At 74.0% G+C, this 25,440-nt stretch carries 23 protein-coding genes; 4 read left to right on the top strand and 19 right to left on the bottom strand.

From position 1 onward, the window contains the following. Positions 1-65 precede the first annotated feature (65 nt). From Sya03_RS00955 to Sya03_RS00945, 3 genes are all read right to left on the bottom strand, one after another. Positions 66-470: a roadblock/LC7 domain-containing protein gene (locus Sya03_RS00955; protein WP_203936160.1), complete on the bottom strand. Its 405-nt coding sequence runs from the start codon at positions 468-470 to the stop codon at positions 66-68. Next, on the bottom strand, positions 467-4,069 hold the full coding sequence (locus Sya03_RS00950) for a sensor histidine kinase (RefSeq protein WP_203936159.1): 3,603 nt from the start codon (positions 4,067-4,069) through the stop codon (positions 467-469). Before Sya03_RS00950 ends, Sya03_RS00955 begins: the two co-directional genes overlap by 4 nt. Positions 4,070-4,487: 418 nt before the next feature. Next, the gene (locus Sya03_RS00945) at positions 4,488-5,555 is read right to left on the bottom strand and encodes an adenosine deaminase (protein ID WP_203936158.1); all 1,068 of its coding nucleotides are present in this window, start codon (positions 5,553-5,555) and stop codon (positions 4,488-4,490) included. A gap of 43 nt (positions 5,556-5,598) precedes the next feature. Between Sya03_RS00945 and Sya03_RS00940 the strand changes: the two genes are divergently transcribed. Then, positions 5,599-6,396 (top strand): putative RNA methyltransferase, encoded by a 798-nt coding sequence (locus Sya03_RS00940; protein ID WP_203936157.1) that lies wholly within the window; start codon positions 5,599-5,601, stop codon positions 6,394-6,396. On the opposite strand, the gene Sya03_RS00935 is transcribed toward Sya03_RS00940, so the two are convergent. The 10 genes from Sya03_RS00935 to Sya03_RS00890 all read right to left on the bottom strand — a co-directional run bounded on the left by Sya03_RS00935 (position 6,393) and on the right by Sya03_RS00890 (position 16,792). Further along, on the bottom strand, positions 6,393-7,073 hold the full coding sequence (locus Sya03_RS00935) for a DUF4272 domain-containing protein (protein ID WP_203936156.1): 681 nt from the start codon (positions 7,071-7,073) through the stop codon (positions 6,393-6,395). The genes Sya03_RS00940 and Sya03_RS00935 overlap by 4 nt on opposite strands. A gap of 8 nt (positions 7,074-7,081) precedes the next feature. Further along, the gene (locus tag Sya03_RS00930; RefSeq protein WP_203936155.1) at positions 7,082-8,362 is read right to left on the bottom strand and encodes a thymidine phosphorylase; all 1,281 of its coding nucleotides are present in this window, start codon (positions 8,360-8,362) and stop codon (positions 7,082-7,084) included. Further along, positions 8,350-9,069, bottom strand: a complete 720-nt coding sequence (locus Sya03_RS00925; protein ID WP_203936154.1) for a cytidine deaminase — start codon at positions 9,067-9,069, stop codon at positions 8,350-8,352. The genes Sya03_RS00930 and Sya03_RS00925 overlap by 13 nt, the downstream gene beginning before the upstream one ends. Before the next feature lie 28 nt (positions 9,070-9,097). Then, positions 9,098-10,366 (bottom strand): ABC transporter permease, encoded by a 1,269-nt coding sequence (locus Sya03_RS00920; RefSeq protein WP_203936153.1) that lies wholly within the window; start codon positions 10,364-10,366, stop codon positions 9,098-9,100. 4 nt (positions 10,367-10,370) lie between these two features. Next, the gene (locus Sya03_RS00915) at positions 10,371-11,633 is read right to left on the bottom strand and encodes an ABC transporter permease (protein WP_370871904.1); all 1,263 of its coding nucleotides are present in this window, start codon (positions 11,631-11,633) and stop codon (positions 10,371-10,373) included. Continuing rightward, positions 11,630-13,156, bottom strand: coding sequence for an ABC transporter ATP-binding protein (locus Sya03_RS00910; RefSeq protein ID WP_203936152.1), 1,527 nt, complete (start codon positions 13,154-13,156; stop codon positions 11,630-11,632). The genes Sya03_RS00915 and Sya03_RS00910 overlap by 4 nt, the downstream gene beginning before the upstream one ends. A 91-nt stretch (positions 13,157-13,247) precedes the next feature. Next, the gene (locus Sya03_RS00905; RefSeq protein WP_203936151.1) at positions 13,248-14,348 is read right to left on the bottom strand and encodes a BMP family lipoprotein; all 1,101 of its coding nucleotides are present in this window, start codon (positions 14,346-14,348) and stop codon (positions 13,248-13,250) included. Between the two features lie 167 nt (positions 14,349-14,515). Next, on the bottom strand, positions 14,516-15,448 hold the full coding sequence (locus Sya03_RS00900) for a carbohydrate-binding protein (protein ID WP_203936150.1): 933 nt from the start codon (positions 15,446-15,448) through the stop codon (positions 14,516-14,518). A gap of 122 nt (positions 15,449-15,570) precedes the next feature. Further along, positions 15,571-15,810 carry an SCO4848 family membrane protein gene (locus Sya03_RS00895; RefSeq protein WP_203936149.1) on the bottom strand — a complete coding sequence of 80 codons (240 nt, stop codon included), beginning with the start codon at positions 15,808-15,810 and terminating at the stop codon, positions 15,571-15,573. Between the two features lie 34 nt (positions 15,811-15,844). Then, positions 15,845-16,792 carry a hypothetical protein gene (locus Sya03_RS00890; RefSeq protein WP_203936148.1) on the bottom strand — a complete coding sequence of 316 codons (948 nt, stop codon included), beginning with the start codon at positions 16,790-16,792 and terminating at the stop codon, positions 15,845-15,847. Between the two features lie 101 nt (positions 16,793-16,893). Between Sya03_RS00890 and Sya03_RS00885 the strand changes: the two genes are divergently transcribed. Next, positions 16,894-17,487: a TetR/AcrR family transcriptional regulator gene (locus tag Sya03_RS00885; protein ID WP_203936147.1), complete on the top strand. Its 594-nt coding sequence runs from the start codon at positions 16,894-16,896 to the stop codon at positions 17,485-17,487. Here the strand turns inward: Sya03_RS00885 and Sya03_RS00880 are convergent. From Sya03_RS00880 to trpS, 4 genes are read right to left on the bottom strand one after another with little or no spacing between them, the layout of a single operon-like run. After that, a complete protein-coding gene (locus tag Sya03_RS00880; protein ID WP_203936146.1) occupies positions 17,471-17,887 on the bottom strand; it encodes a hypothetical protein in 417 nt (138 codons plus the stop codon). The genes Sya03_RS00885 and Sya03_RS00880 overlap by 17 nt on opposite strands. Positions 17,888-17,905: 18 nt before the next feature. After that, positions 17,906-18,847, bottom strand: coding sequence for a YihY/virulence factor BrkB family protein (locus Sya03_RS00875; RefSeq protein WP_203936145.1), 942 nt, complete (start codon positions 18,845-18,847; stop codon positions 17,906-17,908). 1 nt (position 18,848) lies between these two features. Then, positions 18,849-19,406, bottom strand: a complete 558-nt coding sequence (locus Sya03_RS00870; RefSeq protein WP_203936144.1) for a 2'-5' RNA ligase family protein — start codon at positions 19,404-19,406, stop codon at positions 18,849-18,851. Continuing rightward, on the bottom strand, positions 19,403-20,440 hold the full coding sequence (gene trpS, locus Sya03_RS00865; protein WP_370871905.1) for a tryptophan--tRNA ligase: 1,038 nt from the start codon (positions 20,438-20,440) through the stop codon (positions 19,403-19,405). Before trpS ends, Sya03_RS00870 begins: the two co-directional genes overlap by 4 nt. 151 nt (positions 20,441-20,591) lie before the next feature. Between trpS and galE the strand changes: the two genes are divergently transcribed. Then, positions 20,592-21,566: a UDP-glucose 4-epimerase GalE gene (gene galE / locus Sya03_RS00860; protein WP_239107028.1), complete on the top strand. Its 975-nt coding sequence runs from the start codon at positions 20,592-20,594 to the stop codon at positions 21,564-21,566. 3 nt (positions 21,567-21,569) lie between these two features. Next, positions 21,570-22,721 (top strand): galactokinase, encoded by a 1,152-nt coding sequence (gene galK / locus Sya03_RS00855; RefSeq protein WP_203936141.1) that lies wholly within the window; start codon positions 21,570-21,572, stop codon positions 22,719-22,721. A gap of 8 nt (positions 22,722-22,729) precedes the next feature. Here the strand turns inward: galK and Sya03_RS00850 are convergent, their stop codons facing one another. Continuing rightward, positions 22,730-23,740, bottom strand: a complete 1,011-nt coding sequence (locus Sya03_RS00850) for a glycoside hydrolase family 43 protein (RefSeq protein ID WP_203936140.1) — start codon at positions 23,738-23,740, stop codon at positions 22,730-22,732. Beyond that, complete coding sequence (locus Sya03_RS00845; protein ID WP_203936139.1) at positions 23,734-25,440, bottom strand: glycoside hydrolase family 43 protein; 1,707 nt, start codon at positions 25,438-25,440, stop codon at positions 23,734-23,736. Before Sya03_RS00845 ends, Sya03_RS00850 begins: the two co-directional genes overlap by 7 nt.

The following is a 25,440-nucleotide window of genomic DNA, read 5'->3' as shown; positions in this document are numbered from 1 at the left end:
TCCCTAGACCCGTAGGACTGTCGCTGTCCGTCAAGCTTGCCACTGCCCGCGACGAAGGCAGGGCGTCAGCCCAGCATCCCGGCCGCGCTGCGCGGCGCGGGCGTGAGCGCGTCGCCGACCCGGTCGACGAGCAGCGCCATCTCGTAGCCCACCTGGCCCACGTCGCAGCTGCGGGCCGCGAGGACCGCGAACGACGAGCCGTCGGAGATCGACATCAGGAACAGGAACCCGTTGTCCATCTCGACCACCGTCTGCAGCACCGCACCGCCCTCGAAGCAGCGAGCGGCGCCCTGCGTGAGGCTGACCAGGCCGGACGCGATGGCGGCCAGCTGGTCGGCGCGGTCACGCGGCAGATCGCGGGAAGCCGCGAGCAACAGGCCGTCCGCGGAGACGGCGATCGCGTGGGCGACCCCCGGCACGCGGTCAGCGAAGTTGGCGAGAAGCCAACCGAGATCCTGCGTTGATGTCATTCCTCATGCTCCTTGCCAGCCTGCGAGGACTGCCCGCCCGGCGTTTCGTCCGTGGCGGTCGGTTGATCCTTGGAACGGCCGCGCTGAACCCCGCGATGGTACGCGGACAGCAGCCCGCGCACCGCCTCGGGCGTCCGGCGTTGGACGGAGGGACCGCCCCGGTCGACTCCGCCGGGGACGAGCTGGGCCATCGGCGTGCGCTTGGGCAGGCCGGCGGTCGTGGTGGTGTTGACGCTGGCGACGTTGCTCTCGGCGGCGCGGGCCGCCTGCCAGCCCTCGTCGGCCGCCGTCTGCCACGGGCTGTTGCCGCCGCCGCGGGCGGCCGGGGCCGGCGCGGGGGCCTCCGCGGCGGGCGCCGGCTCGGCGCGCCGGTCGGACGGCTGCGCCTGCTGCGGCACCGGGGTGCGCGGCGGCTGCTCGGCGGTGGAGAAGCGCTGCGACTGCACGCCGTTGGCGGACGTGGCGGCGGTGCCGTTCGCGGCCTTCGGGGTGTCGTCGGTGCGCTGCGTGCGGAACCACGCCGACTCGAGCTCCCGGAAGATCGGCAGCTCCATCGTCTCGTCGGAGATGCGCGCCTGGGTCTCGGCGGACTGCCGCTTGGCGGCGGCGGCCTGCTCGGCGGCGGCCCGCTGGGCGGCGGCGGCCTGGTTCGCGGCAGCCTGGTGCGCCGCGGCCGCCGCCTGCTTGGCGGCCGTGCGCTGCTCGTCCGGCTGCCGGTCCACCGGGCCGACCTTAGGCTGCTGACCAGTGCTTCCGGCATCGGTCGGACGGACCCTGGGGATCTCCGCCGTCATGTCGAGCGCGGCGGCGAGGCTCTCGGGCACGGCCGGGGCGCCGGAACTCGGCACCGGCGGCCACGCCGGCGGGGCGGGCGGGCCGGACTGCGGCCGGCCGGGCACGTCGGGGCGCTGCACGCCGGGCGGCACGACCGGGTACGACCCGCTCGGCGACACCAGCGACGGGTGCGGCGGCGCGGACGTGACGGGCGGCGCGGACGCGACGGGCGGCGCGGAGACGGGCGGGCCGGAGACCGGGCGGCCGGGCAGCGGCGGGGCCGACACCGGGGGCACCGGCGGCGCGGACACCGGCGGGACGGCCGGGCCGCCACGGTACGGGTCGGGCCGGAAGTTCTCCGGGTTGGCCGGCAGCTGGCGCGGGATCGGGCCGGTGTGGCCGTCGTCGAAGTCGGTGCGGCGGCGCGGCAGGTCGCTCGGCGGGCCGGAGGCGGGGAACGCCGACGGCTGCTGCTGCGGGCCGTGGAAGCCGTTCGGCCCGCGGCCGCCGTTGCCGTTGGCGCCGTTGGTGCCGTTGCCGTTGGTGCCGCCGGCCGGGCCGGCGCCGGCGCCGGTCAGGTCGGACCAGGCGGGGATGGAGCGCGGGCCGCCGGTGCCGAGCATGCCGCCGCCGTTCAGCGGCGGGTTGGGGTCGAACGGGCGCCCGGCCGGCTCGTACGGCGAGCCGAAGCCGCCGCCGGAGGTGGGCCGCGACGGGCCGCTCTCCAGGGCGAGCGGGGCGCCGAACGGGGAACGCTGGACCATGGTGTCCTCGGCGCGGCCGCCGCCGTCGTACGCGGCGGGGCCGCCGACGCCGGCCTGCACGCGGCCGCCGGAGACGGCGCGCGGCACGAGCACGGCGGCGGGCAGGGTGACGTCGGCGACGGTGCCGCGCTCGTCGGACGGGCGCAGCTCGACGCGGACGCCGTGCCGGTTGGCCAGCCGGGCGACCACGACGAGACCCATCATGCGGGAGACGGCGACGTCGACCATGGGCGGGTTGGCGAGCCGCTCGTTGAGGTCGCGCAGCTGGTCGGGGCTGATGCCGATGCCGCGGTCCTCGACGTAGAGGGTGGCCCGGTCGCCGACCCGCCGCGCCTCGACCATGACGTGCGAGTCGGGCGGGGAGAAGGCGGTGGCGTTGTCGAACAGCTCGGCGACGAGGTGCACGAGGTCGTTGACCGCGTGGGCGGCGACCTCCAGCTCGCGGTCGACGGTGCCGAACTCGATGCGGGTGTAGTGCTCCACCTCGGACTGGGCGGCGCGCAGCACGTCGATGAGGGCGGCCGGTTCGCGCTGCACGCGGGTGGAGTCGGCGCCGGCGAGGACCAGCAGGTTCTCGTCGTTGCGGCGCATGCGGGTGGCGAGGTGGTCGAGCTGGAACAGCTCGGCCAGGCGGTCCGGGTCCTCCTCGCCGCGCTCCAGCCGGTCGAGGTGGCCGATGAGCCGGTCGACCAGGATCTGGGAGCGGCGGGCGAGGTTGACGAACATCGTGGAGACGCTGGAGCGCAGCGCGGCCTGCTCGGCGGCGGTGCGGACGGCCTCGAGGTGGACCGCGTTGAACGCCTCGGTCACCTGGCCGAACTCGTCGCGGCTGCGCACGGGCAGCGGCTCGGCGATCTGGTCGGCCACCTGCGCCGGAGTCATCTGGCTGTTGACCAGGGCCGGGTCGCGCAGCCGGCCGACGGCGTGCGGCAGGCCGAACTGGGCGACGGCGAGGGCGCCCTGGCGCAGCTCGCGCAGCGACCGGGCCATCGACCGGGCGACGAGCCAGGCGAACAGGATGGCCAGCAGCAGCATGCCGAGCAGCAGGGCGGTCTCGACGAAGACGCGGGTGTTGACGCTGTCGCGGCGCTCGGTGGCGTCGGCGAGGATCTGGTCGTCGAACTGGGCCTCGACGTCGCGGACGAGCTTGGCGTGGCCGCGCATCGCGTTGTCCCACAGCTCGGCGTTGAACGGCACGTCGCTGATGTCGGGGGTGGCGCGGGCCTGCACGTAGGCGTTGTAGTTCGTCGACGCGCGCAGGTCGGGGCCGCTGACGATCTGCTCGTAGGTCTGCCGCTCGGCGTCGGTGGCCGTCGACTTCATGGTCTGCACGGCCTGCGCCTGCCCGGTCTGGGTGGCGGTGTAGTCGTTGCGCAGCTTCGGCGTGAGCTGGTTCTGGCCGAGCATCTCGTGCACGACGATGCGCTGCTGGGAGAGGAACTCCTTGCTGCGCGCGACGGCGGCGGCGGTGCGGATGCGGTCGGACAGGTTGGTGTCGCCGGACAGCTGGGCGGACGAGTCGCGCAGGTCGAGCAGGTCGGAGAGCAGGACCTCGTAGTTGTCGGCCGTCTCGCTCAGGCGCATGGTGCCGTTGGCGATCTGGCTGCGCATGGCCGGCAGGTCCTCGAGGTTGCGGTCGAGGCGCGACAGCAGCAGGTCGAGCTTGCCCGGCAGGTCGCTCAGGGCGGCGCGCTGCTGCGAGTAGGGCTTCTTGGCCTCGTCGACGAGCGGCTGCTCGGTGGTGTAGAGGCGCAGCGCCGCGGCCTTGGCGGTGTCGTTGCGGGCCGACAGCATCATGATCGCGAAGGCGCGCTCGTTCTGCAGGTGGTTGACCAGCTCACCGGAGGTGTCGGTCAGCGCGGCGAGGGTGCGCGCGCGTTCGGCGTTGCTCGCCTCGTCGATCTGCTCGACCAGGCCGGTCGTGCCGACGATGATGGTGGCCACGGTCGGCACGAGCATGATCAGGCCCAGCTTGGACCAGATCGGCATGTCCCGCAGCCGGCCGGCAGGCCGCCGGAGACGCGACATCATGCCGTTCGTCGCCCCGGGCCGCTCGCTCACGTCACCGTCCTCCAAGATCGGGCCTTCTCCGGCGGATCAGGCACCGCACACCCTTCGACCCCGCGGATCGAACCCCCGAGATTCCATCACGACGAGTGTCAAAGAGAAAGAGCAGCGTCAGGCGGACCGCTTGTACGACGCCCGGTTGCTACTGATCAGTTGAAACACACTCGCGCGATGTCACCTAAAGTGCACGGTCGATGCCTGCACGGTGACGAGTTGCCGCCGTCCGCCGCCATCGGACCCGGCTCCCCGGTCCGGGACCCGTGCCGCCCACGACCTTGCCCGGCGCAGGTCGGAGCGACAACCCGGAATGCCGGATTTGGCGATGTGTGTAGACGTATCGATGCCCGGATGGCCGAATCGGGTCGGCCGATCGGCTACTTCCGTTATCCGGGGCCTCCCGCGGGCGTCCGGGTCAGCCGATCAGCTTGGCGTACGCCGGCTTGACGACCTCGTTGATGAGGGCCAGCCGCTCGTCGAACGGGATGAACGCCGACTTCATCGCGTTCACCGTGAACCACTGCACCTCGGCCCAGCCGTACCCGAAGGCCTCGGTCAGCAGCGCCAGCTCCCGCGACAGCGACGTGCCGCTCATCAGCCGGTTGTCGGTGTTGACCGTGACCCGGAAGCGCAGGTCGCGCAGCAGCCCGATCGGGTGGTCGGCGATCGAGGCGACCGCGCCGGTCTGCACGTTGGACGACGGGCACAGCTCCAGCGGGATGCGCTTGTCGCGCACGTACGACGCCAGCCGGCCCAGCTTGCCGCCGGTGATGTCGTCGACGATGCGCACGCCGTGACCCAGCCGGTCGGCGCCGCACCACTGGATGGCCTGCCAGATCGACGGCAGCCCGAACGCCTCGCCGGCGTGGATCGTGAAGTGGAAGTTCTCGCGCTGCAGGTACTCGAACGCGTCCAGGTGCCGGGTGGGCGGGAAGCCCGCCTCCGCGCCGGCGATGTCGAAGCCGACCACGCCGGTGTCGCGGTAGCGCACGGACAGCTCGGCGATCTCCTGCGAGCGGGCCGCGTGCCGCATGGCGGTCAGCAGCGTGCCCACCCGGATGGGCCGGCCGGCGGCGGCCGCCTCGGCCGAGCCGTCGGCGAAGCCGGCCAGCACCGCCTCGACCACGGCGTCCAGCGACAGGCCGTTCTCCAGGTGCTGCTCGGGGGCGTAGCGCACCTCGGCGTAGACGACGCCGTCGGCGGCCAGGTCGAGTGCGCACTCGCGGGCCACGCGGTGCAGCGACTCCTCGGTCTGCATGACGGCGACGGTGTGCGCGAACGTCTCCAGGTACCGCTCCAGCGAGCCGGAGTCGGCCGACTCCACGAACCAGCGGCCCAGGTCGGCCGGGTCGGTGCAGGGCAGCGCGTGCCCGATGCCGTCGGCCAGCTCCACGATCGTGGCCGGCCGCAGGCCGCCGTCCAGGTGGTCGTGCAGCAGCGCCTTCGGGGCCTTGACGATGTCGTCGAGCGGGATACCGGCCATCCCAAGACATTAGGGTATGGGCGGCACGGGAGGCGGTAGGCGGATGCTCGACACCATCGTGGCGGCGCTGCGCTGCCCGGTCTGCCGCGGCACCCTCGACGACCACGGCGGCGCCCTGCGCTGCGCCGGCGGCCACTCCTTCGACGTCGCCCGGCAGGGCTACGTCAACCTGCTCACCGGCCGCAGCCCGCACACCGGCGACACGGCGGAGATGATCGCCGACCGGGCGGCGTTCCTGGCGGCCGGCCACTACGACTTCGTGGCGCGGGCGCTGGCCGACGCCGTCACCGACGCCGACGCCGACGGGCTCGTGCTCGACGCGGGCACCGGCACCGGGCACTACCTGGCCGCCGTCCTCGACGCCGCGCCCGCCGCGACCGGCCTCGGCCTGGACGTGTCCAAGCCCGCGCTGCGCCGGGCCGCCCGCGCCCACCCGCGCGCCGGCGCGGCCTGCGCCGACCTGTGGGCGCCGCTGCCGGTCGCCGACGGCGCCGCCGCCGTCGTCCTGGACGTGTTCGCGCCGCGCAACGCCGCCGAGTTCCGCCGGGTCCTGCGCCCCGGCGGCGTGCTGCTCGTCGTCACCCCGGCCGCGGACCACCTGGGCGAGCTGGTCGCGGCGCACGGCCTGCTCACAGTCGAGAAGGACAAACCCGGCCGGGTACGCGACAGCCTCGGCGGCCGCTTCACCGAGGCGGGCCGCACGACGCTGCGGCGCACGCTCACCCTGAGCGGGGCGGAGGTGCGCACGCTGATCGGCATGACGCCGAGCGCCCGCACGTTCGCGGGCGAGACCGCGCCCGCGACGGTGACGGCCGCGGTCGACCTGACGGTCTGGGCCTAGACCGACAGGTCGATCTCCTCCCAGCCCGGGGGCGGTTCGTGGTACGGCCCGCGGAACACCACCGCCCACTCCAGGGCCCACCGGCGCTGGCCGATCGCGTTGCCGTCCACCTCGCCCGGCAGCGGCAGCCCGTCCTTCTCCGCCGCCATGAACGCCCAGTCGAGGCAGTAGTAGAGGTCGAGCAGCGCGGCCACCTCGACCGCGTCGCGCGGGGCCACCAGCGCCCGCGCCCGCCACACGTCGAACGTCTCCCCCGCCGGCAGGTCCGGCATCTGGCGCATCAGCCGCTGCTCCGGCGCCGACGTCGGGTCCAGGTGCTTGCTCAGGCCCAGCACCCAGGCCAGCGCGAACACGGCGTCGTGGTGCAGCACGAACGAGCGGTGGTCGCCGCTGCCGCCCATCACGAACTGCCACTCCGGCGGCGTCACCTGGTCGACCAGGTGGGAGGCGAGCAGCCACTGCATCGCCAGGTCGGTCGGCATGCCGAAGCAGCGCGCCACCACCACGTGCAGCACGGCGGTCCGCGCCTCGATGTCGCGGGTGCCGCGCAGCTCGACGGTGTCGCCGGGCTCCCAGACCAGCGGGAACTGCGGCGGGGGCAGGGGCAGCCCGAGCCGTTCCAGCTCGTCCAGGCTGGCGTCGCGCACCCCGCGGGGGTCGGGAGCGGCCATCGTCATCGCGGCGGTCAGCCCACCCGGTCGAGCAGCAGCGGGGCCGGGGCCGGGGCGGCCGCGCCGACGGTCACCGCGCCGGCCGCCGTCTCGCGGGCCGCCGGGATCCGGGCCGGGTCGTCGGCGCGCAGCTCGTACAGCACGTCGCCGGCGCGCACCGGGTCGCCGGGACGCCGGTGCAGGAACACCCCCGCGGCGGCGCTCACCGGGTCCTCCTTGCGGGCCCGGCCGGCGCCGAGCCGCCAGGCGGCCACCCCGATCGCGTACGCGTCCACCGCGGTCACCACACCGTCGGCCTCGGCCCGCACCAGCTCGGTCTCCCGCGCCGCGGGCATCGGCGCGTCCGGGTCGCCGCCCTGCGCGGCGATCATCGCCCGCCACGCGTCCATCGCCTGGCCGCCCGCCAGCACCGCGGCCGGGTCGGCGTCCGGCAGGCCCGCCGCGTCGAGCATCTCCCGGGCCAGGGCCAGCGTCAGCTCGACCACGTCGGCCGGGCCGCCGCCGGCCAGCACCTCGACCGACTCGGTGACCTCCATGGCGTTGCCGACGGCGTACCCGAGCGGGGTGTTCATGTCGGTGAGCAGCGCGACGGTGCGCACGCCGTGCGCGCCGCCCAGCTCGACCATGGTGCGGGCCAGCTCGCGGGCGCGGTCGATGTCCTTCATGAACGCGCCCGTGCCCACCTTGACGTCGAGGACGAGCGCGCCGGTGCCCTCCGCGATCTTCTTGCTCATGATCGAGCTGGCGATCAGCGGGATGGCCTCGACGGTGCCGGTGACGTCGCGCAGGGCGTACAGCTTGCGGTCGGCGGGGGCCAGGCCCTCGCCGGCGGCGCAGACGACCGCGCCCACGTCGCGCAGCTGCGCCGTGAACTCGGCGTTGCTCAGCTGCGCCCGCCAGCCGGGGATCGACTCCAGCTTGTCGAGCGTGCCGCCGGTGTGGCCGAGCCCGCGGCCGGACAGCTGCGGCACGGCCGCGCCGCACGCCGCCACCAGCGGCGTGAGCGGCAGCGTGATCTTGTCGCCGACGCCGCCGGTGGAGTGCTTGTCGACCGTCGGGCGCGGCACGGACGACAGGTCGAGCCGCTCGCCGCTGGCGATCATCGCGGCCGTCCAGCGGGCGATCTCGCCCGCCGTCATGCCGTTGAGCAGGATCGCCATGGCCAGCGCCGACATCTGCTCGTCGGCGACCTCGCCCCGGGTGTACGCGTCGACGACCCAGTCGATCTGCGCGTCGCTGAGCACCCCGCGGTCCCGCTTGGTCAAGATCACGTCGATGACGTTCACGGCGTCCACCGGGCGCCGATGCCCTCGGGGGTCTCGCCCTCGCCCGCCCACGACAGGACGCCGTCGCGGTCGACGACCACGACCCGCGGAGTGCGCACCCGCCCCCACGCCACCGCCTCGGCGGCCGACGCCCAGATCGGCCCCTCCTCCAGGATGCCGACCTCCTCGCCCGCCTCCGGGCCGGTCGTGCCGGCCGCGCGCTCCCAGTAGCCGGTCCACACCTGGTTGCCGCCCTGGATGTCCGGGTGCACGAACACCGTGCCGCGGCCGCGCCACCGGGCCAGCCGGGTGGGCACCTCGGGCGCGGTGGACGGGCCGGCGTTCGCCACCTCGGCCAGGTCCTCGCGGCCGAACGCGTGCGGCAGCAGCTCCTCCATGCGCAGCGGGCGCGGCACCGCCTCGATCAGGCAGTCGGGGCCGCCGTGCTCCCACAGCAGCTGGCGGCACCGGCCGCACGGCATCAGCGGCTCGCCGCGCGCGTCGACGCACGACAGCGCCACGATGCGGCCGCCGCCGGTGGCGTGCAGCGACGAGACGACGCCGCACTCGGCGCACAGCGTCACGCCGTAACCGGCGTTCTCCACGTTGCAGCCCACCACCAGGCGGCCGTCGTCCACCAGCGCCGCGGCGCCGACGGGGAAGTCGGAGTACGGCGCGTACGCGTGGCGCATCGCGTCGATCGCGGCCTCGCGGAGCCGGGCCCAGTCGATCTGCATGCCGCAATTCTGCCCGACGCCACCCGGGTCAGGCCTTCACGTACGGCTTTCCGTCCGCCGCGGGCGCCCGCACCCGGCCGACCAGGCCCGCCACCGCCACCAGCGTCGCGAGGTACGGCAGCATGTTGAGGAACTCGCTGGGCACCGAGCTGCCGATGGCGCTGAGGTACGTGGCCAGCTTCTGGGCGAAGCCGAAGAACAGCGCCGCGCCGAGCGCCCCGAACGGCGTCCACCGGCCGAAGATGAGCGCCGCGAGGGCGATGAAGCCCGCGCCGGACGTCATGTTCTTGGTGAAGCTGCCCGTGGCGACCAGCGTGAAGAACGCGCCGCCGAGCCCGGCCACCAGCCCGCCGATGAGCACGTTGGTGTAGCGCAGCCCGCGCACCCGGATGCCGACGGTGTCGGCGGCGGTGGGGTGCTCGCCGACCGCGCGGGTGCGCAGGCCCCACCGGGTGCGCAGCAGCGCCACGTGCACGATGACGACGGCGGCCAGCGCGATGTAGACCAGCGCGCTGGCGTCGAACAGCACCGGGCCGATCACCGGGATGTCGGCCAGGCCGGGGATGCGCCAGGTCGGCAGCCGCGGCGGCTGGTTGTAGGTCTGCTGGTCCTGCTGCATGAGTCGCTCGTACAGGAAGCCGGTGACGCCCGCCGCGAACAGGTTGAGCACGATGCCGACGACGACCTGGTCGACCAGGAACCGGATCGCCAGCACCGCCAGCATGCCCGCGATGATGACGCCGCCGACCGCGGCGCTGAGCAGGCCCGCCCAGACGCTGGTGGCCAGCGTGCCCACCATGGCGGCGAAGAACGCCCCCATCAGGAACTGGCCCTCGATGGCGACGTTGACGACGCCGGACCGCTCGCCGAGCACGCCGGCGGTGGCGCCCAGGATCAGCGGCAGCGCCAGGGCCAGCGAGCCGCTGGCCGTGTCGACCAGCGGCATGAACGCCCCGGCGACCTGCCAGCACAGGAACGACAGCACGAAGCAGCCGATGCCGGCGGCGAGCAGCAGCGTCGAGAACCGCCGCGCCACCCCGGCCAGCAGGGCGGCGCCGGCCGCGAGCGCCAGCACGCCGAACAGGATGGCGCCGAACCGCCCGTCGATCTCCCACGCGGCGCCCTCGGCGTTCTCGCTCAGGGTGAACCGGGCCGGCTCGGCGGGCGCGAGCCCCCCGAACAGCACCGCCGCGAGCAGCCCGAGGGCGGCGACGGCGGCGCCGAGGCGGCGGTGGCGGTCCCAGAACCGGTCGGGCACGACGGCCACGGGGGCCTCGTCCACGGTCGCGGTCGTCATCGCGTCACCACCCCTTCGCCACGCTGGTCGACAGCCGCGCGGCGCGGGCGGCGCGCAGCCGGAACAGCGCCTTCACCAGCGCCGGCGCGGCGATGAACACGACGATCAGGGCCTGCAGCACCGTGACCAGTTCCAGCGAGATGCCGGCCGCGGTCTGCATCCGGTTGCCGCCGGCGCGCAGCGCGCCGAACAGCAACGCCGCCAGCAGCACGCCCCAGGGTCTCGTCCGGCCGAGCAGCGCCACCAGCAGGCCGTCGAAGCCGATGTTGCCGGCCACCGCCGGGGTCAGCGTGTGCGCGACGCCGAGCACCTGGGTGGCGCCGCCCAGCCCGGACAGCGCCCCCGCGATGACCATGAGCAGCGTGTACGTCTTCGCCACGCTGATGCCGGCGGTGCGGGCGGCGTCGGGGTTGGCGCCGACCGCGCGCAGCTCGAAGCCGAACGTCGAGCGGTTGAGCAGCCACGCCACCCCGGCGGTCGCCAGCACGGCGAGCACGATGCCGAGGTGCACCCGCAGCGCCCCGCCGTACGCGGGCAGCTGCGCCGACGACTCGACGGTCTTGCTGATCGCGTCGGTGCGGTCCGGGTCCTGGATGCCGTTCTGGTGGATGAGCCACACCAGCAGCAGCCCGGCCGTGTAGTTCAGCATGATCGTGGTGATGACCTCGTGCGCGCCGGTGCGGGCCTTGAGGATGCCGGGCACGAAGCCCCACACCGCGCCGCCCAGCGCGCCCGCCAGCAGCGCCACGAGCAGGTGCAGCACCGGCGGCAGCGGCAGCAGGAAGCCGGCCATCGCGGCGATCATCGTGCCCAGCACCGCCTGGCCCTGCGCGCCGATGTTGAACAGGCCGCCGCGGAACGCCAGCGCCACCGCCAGGCCGGTGAAGACGATCGGGGCGGTGTAGGTCAGCGTCTCGGAGATCGGCGTGAACACCGCCTGCCAGGTGCCCGCGCCCGACGTCCAGTCGGCCACCGCCACCGGGTCGAAGACCGACCCCTTGAACAGCTCGGCGTACGCGTCGGTGACGACCGTCCAGCTGGCCTGCAGCGCGTCGCCGGGCCGGGCGAACAGGTAGGTCCAGGTGGCCCGGACCTCCTCGTCCGACACGATGATCAGCACCGCGCCGATCACCATCGCGAGCAGCACCGACAGCAGGGTGACGACGACGGTGTTCGCGGCCCACAGGTTGTGCAGGAAGTGCTGGAGGAACCCGTCCTCGGTCTTCTCCGGCTTGGCCTCCGCCGGCGGCTTCTCGACGGTCGTCACCGGGCGTCCTCCTGCTCCTGCTCGGTGATGCCGGCCATCAGCAGGCCGATCTGCTCGCGCGGGGTGTCCGGCGAGACGATGCCGAGGATGCGCCCCCGGTACATCACCGCGATGCGGTCGGCGAGGCCCAGCACCTCGTCCAGCTCGCTGGAGACCAGCAGGACGGCGGTGCCGATGTCACGCTCGTGCACGATCCGGCTGTGGATGAACTCGATCGAGCCGACGTCCACGCCGCGGGTCGGCTGCGCCGCGATGAACAGCTTCAGCGGCCGGGACATCTCCCGCGCCACGACCACCTTCTGCTGGTTGCCGCCGGACAGCGTGCCGACGGCCGCGTCGGGCGACGGGGTGCGCACGTCGAACTGCTCGATGCGCTCGCGCGCGGACGCCGCGATCTTCTCCGGCCGCAGGCTGAACGCGTTGCCGAACGGCTCGCGGTCGTAGATGTCCAGCACCAGGTTCTCGGCGACCGTGAACTCCTTCACGACGCCGTCGACGCTGCGGTCCTCCGGGACGTAGCCGACGCCGGCGCGCAGCACCTGCTTCGTGGTGCGCCCGGCCAGCGGGACGCCGTCGAGGGTGATCGTGCCGGCCCGCACCTCGCGCAGGCCCATGATCGCCTCGACCAGTTCGGTCTGCCCGTTGCCCTGCACCCCGGCCACGCCGAGCACCTCGCCGGAGCGCACCACCAGGTCGACGCCGTCGACGGCGCGCACGCCGCGGTCGTCGTCCACGACCAGGTCGGCGATCTGCAGGATCGGGGCGCCCGGGTCGGCGGGGTCCTTGGTGACCTCCAGGCTGACGTGCCGGCCCACCATCAGCGACGCCAGCTCGTCCTCCGCCGCGTCCGGGCTGGCCGTGCCGACCGTGCGGCCGCGCCGGATCACGGTGATCCGGTCGGCGATCGCCTTGACCTCTTTGAGCTTGTGCGTGATGAACACGATCGACTTGCCGGACTCCTTGAGCGCCCGCATCACGGCGAGCAGCTCGTCGGTCTCCTGCGGCGTCAGCACCGCGGTCGGCTCGTCGAGGATCAGCAGGTCGACCTCGCGGGTGAGCGCCTTGACGATCTCGACGCGCTGCTGCACGCCGACCGGCAGGTTCTCCACCACCGCGTCGGGGTCGACCGGCAGGTTGTAGCGCTGCGAGACGTCGACCAGCGCGCGCCGCGAGCGGCGGCGGTCCAGCCAGCCCAGCGGGCCGCCGCGGGTCTCCTCCGCGCCCAGCGCGATGTTCTCGGCGACCGTGAACACCGGCACGAGCATGAAGTGCTGGTGCACCATGCCGATGCCGGCGGCGATCGCGTCGCGCGGGCTGCGGATGGGCCGCACCTCGCCGTCGACCAGGATCTCGCCCTCATCGGGCTGGAGCAGCCCGTACAGGACGTTCATCAGCGTCGACTTGCCGGCGCCGTTCTCGCCGAGCAGCGCGTGGATCTCGCCGGGCTCGACGGTCAGGTCGATGTGGTCGTTGGCGACGAGGTCACCGAACCGCTTGGTGATGCCACGCAGCTCGAGTCTCACCGGGGGGCCTCCGGGGTGTGAGGGGCCATGCGACCGCCGCGCGGCCGCGGAGGGGTGTCCGCGGCCGCGCGGCGGCCGGAGATGGTGCGCGTTACTTCTTGGGCGAGTTCGCCGAGGTCACCGTGACGGTGCCCGCGATGACGTCCGCCTTCAGCTTGTCGACCTCGGCCTTGAGGGCCGGGTCGACCTTGCTGTCGAACTGGTTGTACGGCGCCAGCGAGACGCCCTCGTTCTCCAGGGTGCCCAGGTAGCCGGGGGTCGCCGTCAGCGGCTCGCCCTTGGCGCCCTTGGTGGCCGCCTCCTCCACCGCGCCGGTGATGTTCTTGACCACCGTGGTGAGGAAGGTGTCGCAGTACTGCTCGGCGCTCTTGCAGCCGTCGGTGTCGACCCAGATCACGGCGACCTTGCCGGCCGAGCCCTTCGCGACGTCCGCCGCGCCGAGGCCGGTGCCGCCGGCGACCGGCATGATCACGTCGGCGCCCTGCGCGACCAGGGTGTCGGTGATCGACTTGCCCTTGTCCTGCGCGGTGAAGCTCTCCGCGAACGTGCCGTTCTGCGCCTGCTTGTTCCAGCCGACGACCTGGACGTTCTTGCTCTTGACCTTGTTGAAGTGGGCCACACCGTCCGCGAAGCCGTCCATGAAGACGGTCACCGGCGGGATCTTCAGGCCGCCGAACGTGCCGACCTTGCCGGTCTTCGAGTAGCCCGCCGCGAGGTAGCCGGCGAGGAACGCGGCCTGCTCGGTGGCGAACTGCATCGGGAACACGTTGCTCGCGTCCGGGACCGCGGCGTCCACGATCGCGAACTGCTGGTCGGGGCTCTCCTTCGCGATCTTGCCGGTGGCCGTGCCCATCAGGCCGCCGACCGCGAGGATGAAGTTGCACTTCTGCGTGACGTACGCCCGCAGGTTCGGCTCGTAGTCGGCCTCCGCCGTCGACGAGGTGTTCTTCGCGTCGATGTTCGGCGCCGCGGCCTTGGCGGCCTGCAGGCCGGCCCACGCGGACGCGTTGAACGACCGGTCGTCGATGCCGCCGACGTCGGTCACCATGCACGCGCTGTATGTCGGGGCGGCACTCGCGCCGCCGTTGCTGCCGGTGTTCTCGGCCGGTGCCTCACCGCACGCGGCCGCGGCGAGGGTCAACCCGCCGGCCGCGAGCGCCGCAAAGATCCGCTTCCCACGAACAGGACGCAAACCCGTCTCCTTCCCACGGCGCGCTGCCTGTTGGCGGCGCGTCCCTCGGCGGACTGTAACCCCGGGCCTGCTCAGTCGCTCTCTTTCGAGCCGGACTGTTGGCGCACCGTTACCCGCGTGTAACTGCGCGGCCCGGCGTCACCCGCCGGCCGCGCAGTACACGGGGGTCAGCGGGCGATCTCGACCCAGTCGATCGACTGGGTGAAGCCGCGGTTCAGCGGGGCGCCGCCGTCCTTGACGATGCGCGGGCCGAGGATCAGGTCCATCGGGTCGGTGGGGATCACGGAGGCGTCGGTGATCGTCTTGAGCAGCCGGCCGTCGAGGTGGAACGCGACCCGCCGGGCGTCGTACTCCAGGGTGGCGGTGTGCCACTGCCCGTCGTACAGGTCGACGCCGGTGTCGACCTTGATCGACTGGTACTTGCCGCGCTTGGCGCTCTCGAACAGCAGCTGGGTGTTCGTGAAGCTCTGGCTGGTGGTGTAGCCGAAGTTGATCTCGTTGAACTGCTTCATGTCGGCGGTGGGCCCGTCGTCCCACAGGGCGACGCCCCACCACACCTTCCCGGCCGGGCGGTCGGTGAGGGCGAAGCGGACGGTGAACCTGCCGGAGGTGAACCGGGCCGGCTTGTAGCGCGCCTTGGTCCAGGTGCCGACGGCGTCCGGGGCGATGCCGGAGCGCAGCGCGAAGCGGGCCTTGCCGTCGTCGGTGGTCGGGCAGGTGTACTCGCACTGCCAGACGGCACGGTCGAAGGAGTCGAACCGGTCGGTGAACAGCACCCCGGCGCCGCCGGGCGGGTTGGCCCCGGGGCCGGTGATCGGCGCGGTGGTCGGCGGGGGCGTGGGGCCGTCGCCGCAGACGCCGTTGTCCCGCCAGACGCCGGAGCCGCCGGTGCTCGGGACCTCGTGCTGGGTCCACCACTTCGCGGCCCAGTTCCGGCCCCGGTGCGAGACGACGGCGCCGCCGGTGTAGACGGCGGCGTCGCTGTACGCGGCGGCACAGGCCGCGGCGGCGTTCGAGGTCGTCATCGGGATGACGGCGACGGCGGCGCCGGTCACCGCCACGGCGGTCGTGCCGAGGGCCGCCACAATGCGCTTCTTCATGGTCGCCTTTCCGTGCGCAGCCCGCACCGGAGGGGACGAGGCGCCCTCAGTCAACGGACCCGCCAGCGACCGGTCAATTATTGTAAGGATCATTTAATATAACCGGCGATCAGCGGGATTCATCACCCTGCGTTACGACGCGCCGCCCGCCAGCCGCGGACGCCGAGCACCCCCGTCGTGGTCCCGACGACCAGCGACGCCGCGATCAGCAGCGCGTGCACCCACAGGAACGACGTCGGCGCACCGCCGGCCGCGAACGAGCGGTCGTCGTTCCAGATGGCCACGGCGAAGCGCGGCCAGATCACCCACGTCCACACCCCGACGAGCACGAGGAACACCGACCACCGACGCGAGAGCACCACCCGCCGAGTATGGCGGGTGGTGCCCGGCGGCCGGTCAGGCGGTGACGAGCTCCCGGTCCGGCGCGGCGGCGGTGCGGGCGGGCCGCGGGGTGCGGGCCGCGGCGGCCAGGGCGGCGCCGATCACCAGGTACGCCGCCAGGGTCCAGGCGGCCTGCCCGGCGCCGGCGCCGTCGAAGTACGCCACGGAGCGCAGCAGGGTGGCGCCGGCGCCGACGGGCAGCCACTGGCCCACCTCGCCCCACGGCTGGGGCAGCAGTTCGGGGGCGGAGGCGACGGCGGACAGCGCGTTGCCGACGAGGAAGACGACCACCGCGCCGAGGGCGACGCCGGCCCGGCCGAGGACGGCGCCCAGGCCGGCGACGGTGGCGGCGATCGCGCCGGTGACCAGGCCGACGGCGGCGGCGACGGCCCAGTAGCCGCCGGGCGCGACGCCGAGCCACAGGTCCAGCACGGCGGCCCCGACGAGACCGGCGAGGGTGGTGAACGCGGCGAGGCCGGCGAGGCGGGCGCCGCGGGTGCCGGCGGCGAGGGCGAGCAGGACGCCGGCGGCCATGGCGGCCATGGCGAGCGGCAGGAGGCCGGCGGCGAAGCCGGCACCGCGCGGGTCGTCGGGCGAGGTGGGGACGACGTCGACGACGGGCGCGGTGATGCCGAGGCGGGGGGCGGCCTGGGTGAGGGCGGCGGCGACGGCGGGGCCGGCGGCGGACGCGACGTGCAGCACCGGCCCGGCCGGGGTGAGGACGACGGCGCCGTACGCCTCGCGGTCGCGCAGGGCCCGGTCGGCGGCGGCCGCGTCGGCGACGACGGTGGGGGCGAAGTCGGCGGGGAGCCGGGCGGCGAGCGCGCCGGCGGCGGGGGCGGGCCCGGCGACGACGATCGGCAGGTCGCGCGGTGCCAGGGCGGTGGCCGGGCCCGCGTACAGCGGGACGAGGAGGGCGAGGAGGGCGACCGCCGCGGCGGCGATCAGCAGGGAGCGCTTCATCGGGATCTCCTAAAACGAACGCTCGTTCTCTTTGATGAATCGAGAGTGCGCCTCTGCCCTGCCGCGTGTCAAGAACGAACGTTCGTTTTATGATGTGACGCATGCCCCGCGTCTCCGACGAGCACCTCGCCGCCCGCCGCCGCCAGATCCTCGACGCCGCCCGGCGCTGCTTCCTCGCCAAGGGCCTGCACGCCACGTCGATGCAGGACCTGGTCCGCGAGGCCGGCCTGTCCGTCGGCGCGGTGTACCGCTACTTCCGCAGCAAGGAGGACATCGTCTCGGCCATCGCCGACGAGGTGGTGGGCTCGCTCGACGCCGCGCTCGCCCTCGACGCCGCGCGGCAGCCGCCGACCCTGGCCGAGGCGATCGAGCACGTGCTGCGGACGGTCGACAAGCAGCTCGGGCCGGACGGCATGTTCCCCATCGCGCTGCAGGTCTGGGGCGAGTCGGTCACCAACCCGGCGCTGGGCGAGATCATCGCCCAGCGGTACGCGACGCTGCGCGGCCGCCTGCACGCCCTGGCCGAACGGGCGGTCGCCACCGGTGAGCTGCCGCCCGGCACCGACCCGGGCGCCACCGCCGCCGCGCTGCTCAGCCTCGTGCCGGGCTACGCGCTGCAGCGCACCCTGACGGGCACCCCCGACCTGGAGACCTACGTCGCCGGGGTGCGGACCCTGCTCAGCCGCCCCGCGTGAGGGTCGCGGCGATGCGGGCGAAACCGGCCCGGATCTCCTCCTCGGACGGCGGCACGATCGGCGGCACCCGGTGGGGGTCCGGCTCGCTGCCGTCGTCGTCCCAGTCGTCGCCGTCGTCGGCCGCGCCGTCCAGGTCGTGCGGGGCGGCCGCCCTTGCCCGGTCGACCTCGGCCCGCACCGCCTCCACGTCCGCCAGCGGCAGCAGCGGCTCCACGACCGCCATCAGGTCCTCGTCGGCGACGACGGCCTGGGCCAGCGCGAGCGCGTGCGGGCGCTCGTACGGGCCGCAGACGACGGGGTCCCACTCGTCCTCGTCGCCGAGGGGTCCGATGGTGATGATCCACGGCAGCTCCCGGATCGGGGAGTCGGCCGGCAGGTCCAGCGTCACGAGTGCGCCCACCCTGCCATGATGTCCGCTCTAGTCGTCCGGCACCGGGCTTTCGGGGTCCCGCCCGCCCTTCGAGGGCTCGGGCAGCATCGGCGGGATCATCCGGTCGCCGGAGTAGTCGCTGACGTAGCCGTGCGGGCTGGTCGCCGCCCAGGCCGCGCCGAACAGCAGCAGCTGGTTGAACACGTACAGGTAGACGAGTAGGCCGACGGCGCTGACGACCAGGCCGTACGCCGGGTTGCGCTGGATGATGCCGACGAAGAAGCGGCCGACGGTGTTGAGCAGCGTGATGCCGACGCCGACCATGATCACTGACGGCGCCAGGCGGCGCACCGTCATCCGCAGCCGCGGCACGGCCATCAGCAGCGCGGCGGCGAGCAGCATGTTGACCAGCACCGTCAGCACCCAGCTGACCGCGTCCAGCACGAACGGCACCCGGTCGCCGGACAGCCAGCCGATCAGCGACTCCAGCGCGTACGCCGCCCCGAACGAGACGAACACCAGCAGCAGCACGCCGATCATCACCAGCAGGTCGACCGCGAACCGGACGAGGAAGTCGCCGGGCTGCTGGTCGAGCTGCCAGATGTGCCGCTGCGACGAGCGGATCGCCTCGATCCAGCCGATCCCGGTGAACGTCAGGCCGAGCAGGCCGACGATGCCGACGGTGCGGCCGCTGGCCTGGATGGCGTTCGTGTCGACGAACGGCAGGTTGGCCTGGAGGAACTCGCCGACCAGGTTGTCCAGGGCGTCGTTGCCGCGCAGCACCTGGCCGAAGATCCAGTACGCGATGAGGATGAGCGCGAACACGGCGAAGAAGCCGTAGTACGCGATGGCCGCGGCGAGCCGCCCGCCGAGCACGGAGTCGTAGCGCAGGTAGGCGCAGCAGAAGTGGTCGAAGACGCGGCTGCGCCGCCGGCCGGCCCGGATGAGCCGCAGCGCTCCCGCCTCGAGCCGGTCGAGCGGGTTGGTCATCTCAGGCGCCGAGCAGGTAGTCGCGCCGCGGCTGCGGGCGCCAGGGGCCCTCACCGCCGCCGTGCGCGAACAGCGTGAAGCCGGCCACCTCGAACTCGGCCTCGAAGCCGGCCAGGTCGGCGAAGACCGCGTCGAGCGCCGCGGGCTCCACGTCCTGGGCGACGGTGACGTGCGGGTGGTACGGGAACCGGGTGGGCGCGTCGAGCCCGTCGGCGCTGCGGATGGCGGCGGCGAGCAGCTCGCACTCGGCCACGCCCTGCGCGATGGTCACGAACACCACCTCGGTGATCGGCCGGAACGTGCCGGTGCCGCGCAGCCGCACGGTGAACGGCGGGTGCGCGGCCGCGACGCGGGCCAGGTGCTTCTCGATGCGCGGCAGCGCGTCGGTGGGCACGTCGGTGGGGCCGAGGAACGTGATGTGCGCGGGCACGTACGCGCCCTGGGGGTCGCCGGCCGCCGCGCGCCGCGCGGTGAGCTGCGAGCCCCACGGCTCGGGGATGTCGACGGCCAGACCGATGCGGGTGAGGCCCGCCGCCGGCGGGGGGCGGTCCACCGTCACGCCGTGCGGGCCGGCGGCAGGAAGCCGACCCGGTCGTACGCCTGCGCGAGGGTCTGCGCCGCCACCGCGCGGGCCTTGTCGGCGCCCACCGCGAGCATCTTGTCGAGCTGGGCCGGGTCGTCGAGGTAGAGCCGGGTGCGCTCCCGGATCGGCGTGACGAACGCGGTGACGACCTCGGCGAGGTCCTTCTTCAGGTCGCCGTAGCCCTTGCCGTCGTACTGCTCCAGCAGCTCGTCGATGGTGTGGCCGGACAGCGCCGCGTAGATCGTGAGCAGGTTGCTGACGCCGGGCTTGTTCTCGGTGTCGAAGAGGATCTCGCGGCCCGCGTCGGTGACGGCGGAGCGGATCTTCTTGGCGCTCCTGGCCGGCTCGTCGAGCAGGTCGATGATGCCGGCCGGCGAGGACGACGACTTGCTCATCTTGGCCGTCGGGTCCTGCAGGTCGGTGATCTTCGCGGTGTCCTTGACGATGTACGGCGCCGGCACGGTGAACGCGGGGCCGAACGTGTTGTTGAACCGCTGGGCCAGGTCGCGGGTCAGCTCGAGGTGCTGGCGCTGGTCCTCGCCGACGGGCACCTGGTCGGCCTGGTAGAGCAGGATGTCGGCGGCCTGCAGGATCGGGTAGGTGAACAGCCCGACGCTGGACCGGTCGGCACCCTGCTTCTGCGACTTGTCCTTGAACTGCACCATGCGGCTGGCCTCGCCGAAGCCGGTGATGCAGCTGAGCACCCAGGCGAGCTGGGCGTGCTCGGGCACCTGCGACTGGACGAACAGCGTGCACCGCTCGGGGTCGAGGCCGAGGGCGAGCAGCTGGGCGGCCGACACGCGGGTGCGCCGGCGCAGCTCGGCCGGCTCGTGGCCGGCGGTGATGGCGTGCAGGTCGACGACGCAGTAGAACGCGTCGACGTCGTCCTGCATGGCGACCCAGTTGCGCACCGCGCCGAGGTAGTTGCCGAGGTGGAACGAGTCGGCGGTCGGCTGGATGCCGGAGAGCACGCGCGGCGGGCGGGCGACGGGGTGGGACATGGCGGCCATTCTGTCAGGACACCTGCCCGTGTGGCGACATGCCCCGGCGGTTGCCGATTTGCGGCAAGCTGGACCCGGGAGTCCCGTCGTGTTGTTCGGTCGTGTTGACTCGTGTGCGAAAATAGGTCAAGCGAACATCCCCAGCAGGAGAGGCCCAGCCGTGAAACTGCTCGTCACCGGGGGCGCCGGCTACATCGGCAGCGTCGTCACCAGGTTGCTGCTCGACGCCGGCCACGAGGTCGTCGTCCTCGACGACCTGCGCACCGGGCACGCGGTCGCACTCGCGCCCGAAGCCACCCACGTCAACGCGCCCATCCACGAGGCCGCCACCGTGCTCACGCCGGAGGCCGGGTTCGACGGCGTGCTGCACTTCGCCAGCCTCATCCAGGCCGGCGAGTCGATGGTCAAGCCGGAGAAGTACTGGGAGGTCAACGTCGTCGGCTCGCTGCGGCTGCTCGAGGCCGCCCGCGCCGCCGGCGTGCGCAAGTTCATCTTCTCCTCCACCGCCGCCGTCTACGGCAACCCCGCCGAGGTGCCCATCCCCGAGGACGCGGCGAAGCAGCCCACCAACACCTACGGCGCCACCAAGCTCGCCTTCGACATGGCGCTGACCAGCGAGACCTTCGCGCACCGGCTCGGCGCGGTGTCGCTGCGCTACTTCAACGTGGCGGGCGCCTACCTGCGCGACGGCGTCGCGATCGGCGAGCGGCACGACCCGGAGACCCACATCATCCCGATCGCCCTGCAGGTGGCCGCGGGCAAGCGCGACAAGCTCCAGCTGTTCGGCGACGACTACCCCACGCCCGACGGCACCTGCGTGCGCGACTACATCCACGTCGAGGACCTGGCGCGGGCCCACCTGCTCGCCCTCGACGCCGCCGTGCCCGGCGAGCACAAGATCTTCAACCTGGGCAACGGCACCGGCTTCTCCAACCGGGAGATCGTCGACGCCGCCCGCGAGGTCACCGGCGCCGAGCTGCCCGTCGAGGTCGCCCCGCGCCGCGACGGCGACCCCGCCATCCTGGTGGCGTCGTCGCAGCGCGCCCGCGACGAGCTGGGCTGGGTGCCGCAGAAGGCCACCCTGGCCGACATGATCGGCGACGCCTGGGCCTTCTACCGCTCGCACGTGGCCTGACCCATGCCGGACGCCCCCTCCGTCCGCGCCCGGCAGCGCTTCCGCGCCGCCTACGACGCCGACCCGGCCGGCCTGTGGGCCGCGCCGGGCCGCGTCAACCTCATCGGTGAGCACACCGACTACAACGACGGGTACGTGCTGCCGTTCGCGCTCCCGCACACCACCGTGGCCGCCGCCGCCCCGCACGAGGGCGACGGCTGGACGGTCGTCTCCGACGACGGCTCCCCCGTCCACTTCGGCGCCGCCGAGGCCGCCGAGCCCGGCGCGGTGCCCGGCTGGGCCGGCTACGTCGCCGGGGTGGTGTGGGCGCTGCGCGACGCCGGCTTCGACCCGCCGCCCGCCCGGCTCGCCCTCGGCTCGGACGTGCCCGTCGGCGCCGGCCTGTCGTCGTCCGCCGCGCTGGAGTCGTCCGTGCTCACCGCCCTGGTGGACCTCGGCGGGCTCGACCTGCCGGTGGACCGCCGGCCCGCGGTGGCGCAGCGCGCCGAGAACGCCTACGTCGGCGTGCCCTGCGGGATCATGGACCAGTCGGCGTCCGTCCGCAGCCGGGCGGGACACGCCCTGTTCCTCGACTGCCGCACCCTCGACGTCGAGCACATCCCGTTCGACGTCGCCCGCGACGGCCTCGCCGTGCTGGTCGTCGACTCCAACGCCCCGCACAAGCTCGTCGACGGCGAGTACGCGAACCGGCGCAGCACCTGCGAGGCGGCCGCCGCGGCCCTCGGCCTGACCGCCCTGCGCGACGTCACCGACCTGGACGCCGCCCTGGCCGCCCTCGACGACGACGTCACCCGCCGCCGGGTGCGCCACGTCGTCACCGAGAACCAGCGGGTGCTCGACACCGTCGAGCTGCTGCGCGGCGGCCGGGTCCGCGAGATCGGCCCCCTGCTGACCGCGTCGCACGCCTCCATGCGCGACGACTTCGCCATCACCGTGCCCGAGGTCGACACGGCCGTCGAGACGGCCCTGACGGCCGGCGCGTACGGCGCCCGGATGACCGGCGGCGGCTTCGGCGGCTGCGTCATCGCCCTGGTCGACGCCGACGCGGCGGAGACCGTGGCGGACGCCGTCCGGCGCGCGTTCGCCGACCGCGGCTTCGCCGCCCCGGACCACTTCGTGGCCACCCCCGGCCCGGGCGCGACGCGCCTGGAGTGACCGCGCGGTCAGGGGGCCGGCTGGGGGTCGGCCGTCGGGCCGCGGACGACCGGGCGGCCGTCCGTCCAGTCGACGCGGTCCAGCCAGAGCTGGCGGCCCGGGGTCACGCTGCCCACCGCGCCCGGCGCCCACGCGTGGTACAGCAGCCACGTCGTGCCGTCGGCCTCGGTGACCAGGTAGCTGTGGCCCGGGCCCTCGGCCACCGGCGACGAGCGCAGCACCGGGTTCTCCGGCGCGTCGGCGCACGGGCCGCGCGGGGTGTCGCAGGTGGCGTAGCCGACGGCGTAGGCGTCGCTGTCGAAGGCGTTCGCCGAGTAGAACAGGTAGAGGCGGCCGTCGCGGCGCACCAGCTGCGGCGCCTCCACGACGTGCGCCTCCCACGCCGCGTCGTTGCGGGACAGGCGGGCCGGCTTCCCGGTCACGGTGAGGCCGTCGGCGGACAGCCGCTGCGAGTACAGGTACGTCGGCTCCCCCACCGCGTTGCCGTCGTTCTTCCACAGCAGCCAGAGGCCGCCGTCGGCGTCGGTGTACGGGCTGGCGTCGATCGAGCCGCCCTCGCCGGCCTGGCACACCAGCGGCTCGCGGGCGCTGTCGGTGTACGGCCCGCCCGGCTTGGCGGCGACGGCCGCGCCGATGCACTGGCGGCCGGTGGCCGTGGAGCGGGCCGTGTAGTAGAGGACGTGCCGGCCGGCGGCGGTGCGGGTGGCCTCGGGCGCCCAGGTGTTGCCGCGCGACGCCCACGCGCCCAGCTCGGGCAGCGCGTCCGGGGCGGGTGCCCAGCGCACCAGGTCGGTCGACGTCAGCACCGGCACGTTCGCGGTGCCGGTGTTCGTGCCGTACGCGTACCAGGTGCCGTCGGCGAGCAGGGCGCCCGGGTCGGGGAAGTTGTCGGCGTGCACCGGGTTGGTGAACGACGGGCCGGACACGGCCGGGGCGGAGGGGGCGGGCGGTGCCGGATCGGCGGTCCCGCAGCCCGCGAGGGCGAGCAGCAGGACCGCCGCGGCCGGGCGCCTCACCACCGGCGCTCGTAGAAGCGCAGGTGGTCGAAGGAGGCGGTGACGGGCGGCGCGGCGCCGCCGTGGGCGACCAGGCCGATCCGGGGTGCCGCCGCGCCCGCGGGCAGCGTCCACGTGCCGCCCCACGTCCAGCGCCGGCCGTCGCGGCTGACGCCGGCGCGGTACTCGTGCTCGCCGTGGACCGCGTCGAACCGGTGGGCGAGCCGCAGCCACGTGGTGACGCCCGGGGTGCCGACGATCGTGCCGCCGTACGAGGTGCGCCCGGCGTACGGGATCTCCAGGCCGAACTCGGCCTGCCGGGTGTTCCAGATGGCCACGCTGGACAGCCGGGCGAACTCGTCGTCCGAGCGGTACGCCACGATCCCGGCCTGCTGGAAGTTGCGCACGGTGTCCTCGCCCAGGTCGAGGGTCACCTTCGTCTCGGCGATCCAGGCGCCGCGCGGGGCGTCGCGCAGCAGCACGCCGGCCGTGCCGCCGGGCCCGGTCAGGTCGGCGGCCTGGACGGGCCAGCGCAGCGCTCCCCCGCGCACGGTCGCCGCCGGGTCGGGGCGCACGAACTGCCACGCCGCGCCGAGGGCGCCGCCGCGGAACTCGTCGGAGTGCCGGTGCAGCAGCCGCCCGGCCCGCGGTTCGCGGCCCGGCGGGGTGTCGCGGCCGTCGGACGCCCACGCGCCGCGGTTCACCGTCGGCCAGCCGCCGACCCAGTCGAGGCGATCGAGCAGCATCGGGCGCTCGTTGATGCCGAACGGCTCGTCCAGGTACGGGTCGGCCCGGTCGATGGCGTGGTAGACGAACCAGTCCTGGCCCCGCCGGTCGGTGATCAGGCCGTTGTGGCCGGTGCCGACCCAGCGGTTGCCGTTCGGCGCGATGACCGGGGTGCCGCCGGCGCGGGACACGTCGAGCCGCAGCCCGTCGCGGTCGCGGAACGGCCCGCGCGGGTCGCGGGACCGGCCCACCGAGACGGAGTAGCCGGTGGTCGGCCCGGCGCAGCAGTTCGCCGACGACGCGAACAGGTAGTACCAGCCGTGCCTGCGCACCACGTACGCGCCCTCGAACTTGTTGTCGATCGCGACCCGGGTGGGCGTGCCGGTGATCCGCAGCCCGTCGGCGGTCAGCTCGCTGACCCAGACGCCGCCGAAGTACGAGCCGTAGTACAGGTACCGGCGCCCGTCGGCGGCGGTGAGCTGGGCGGGGTCGAACGTCCACCACCAGCCGCCGCCGGGCGCGGCCCGGGGCGCCACGACCGGGGTGTCCACGAAGGTCCACGGGCCGGTCGGCGACGGCGCGGTCGCCACCCCGATCGCCGAGGCGCCCTCGGCCACCGTCGTCTCGGTGACGGTGACGTACATGAGCCAGCGGCCGCCGTGGCGCCGCACGTCCGGCGCCCAGTACGCGGTGTCCGGGTCGGCGAACGCCGGGCGCTGCCCCGGGGCGAACGCGTCGCCCACGTACCGCCAGGTGCGCAGGTCGGTCGAGCGGGCCATGGGGATGCGGTGGAACACCCGCTCGCCCTCGCGCAGCGGGTCGGTGGTGCCGTAGGCGTAGTACGCGCCGTCGTCGCCGCGCACGATCACCGGGTCGGCGAACGTGTCGGCGAACGACCGCGACACCGGGTTGTCCGGCAGCCGCACCGGGTGGGCCGCCGCCGCCGTCGGAACCAGCGGGATCAACGCCGCGACCAGCGCCGCCAGCAGGCGTCGCAT

The organism is Spirilliplanes yamanashiensis (assembly GCF_016863475.1).
Lineage (GTDB): Bacteria > Actinomycetota > Actinomycetes > Mycobacteriales > Micromonosporaceae > Spirilliplanes > Spirilliplanes yamanashiensis.
The sequence above is the reverse complement of the archived record's forward strand: the minus strand, read 5'-3'. Positions and strand labels throughout refer to the sequence as shown.

What these genes read in the sequence shown, in the direction of transcription:
- Sya03_RS00955 (WP_203936160.1), bottom strand. Translation starts at nt 470, where the DNA reads ATGACATCAACGCAGGATCTCGGTTGGCTTCTCGCCAACTTCGCTGAC.
- Sya03_RS00945 (WP_203936158.1), bottom strand. Translation starts at nt 5,555, where the DNA reads ATGGCCGGTATCCCGCTCGACGACATCGTCAAGGCCCCGAAGGCGCTG.
- Sya03_RS00940 (WP_203936157.1), top strand. Translation starts at nt 5,599, where the DNA reads ATGCTCGACACCATCGTGGCGGCGCTGCGCTGCCCGGTCTGCCGCGGC.
- Sya03_RS00935 (WP_203936156.1), bottom strand. Translation starts at nt 7,073, where the DNA reads ATGACGATGGCCGCTCCCGACCCCCGCGGGGTGCGCGACGCCAGCCTG.
- Sya03_RS00925 (WP_203936154.1), bottom strand. Translation starts at nt 9,069, where the DNA reads ATGCAGATCGACTGGGCCCGGCTCCGCGAGGCCGCGATCGACGCGATG.
- Sya03_RS00920 (WP_203936153.1), bottom strand. Translation starts at nt 10,366, where the DNA reads ATGACGACCGCGACCGTGGACGAGGCCCCCGTGGCCGTCGTGCCCGAC.
- Sya03_RS00900 (WP_203936150.1), bottom strand. Translation starts at nt 15,448, where the DNA reads ATGAAGAAGCGCATTGTGGCGGCCCTCGGCACGACCGCCGTGGCGGTG.
- Sya03_RS00890 (WP_203936148.1), bottom strand. Translation starts at nt 16,792, where the DNA reads ATGAAGCGCTCCCTGCTGATCGCCGCCGCGGCGGTCGCCCTCCTCGCC.
- Sya03_RS00885 (WP_203936147.1), top strand. Translation starts at nt 16,894, where the DNA reads ATGCCCCGCGTCTCCGACGAGCACCTCGCCGCCCGCCGCCGCCAGATC.
- Sya03_RS00875 (WP_203936145.1), bottom strand. Translation starts at nt 18,847, where the DNA reads ATGACCAACCCGCTCGACCGGCTCGAGGCGGGAGCGCTGCGGCTCATC.
- trpS (WP_370871905.1), bottom strand. Translation starts at nt 20,440, where the DNA reads ATGGCCGCCATGTCCCACCCCGTCGCCCGCCCGCCGCGCGTGCTCTCC.
- galK (WP_203936141.1), top strand. Translation starts at nt 21,570, where the DNA reads ATGCCGGACGCCCCCTCCGTCCGCGCCCGGCAGCGCTTCCGCGCCGCC.
- Sya03_RS00845 (WP_203936139.1), bottom strand. Translation starts at nt 25,440, where the DNA reads ATGCGACGCCTGCTGGCGGCGCTGGTCGCGGCGTTGATCCCGCTGGTT.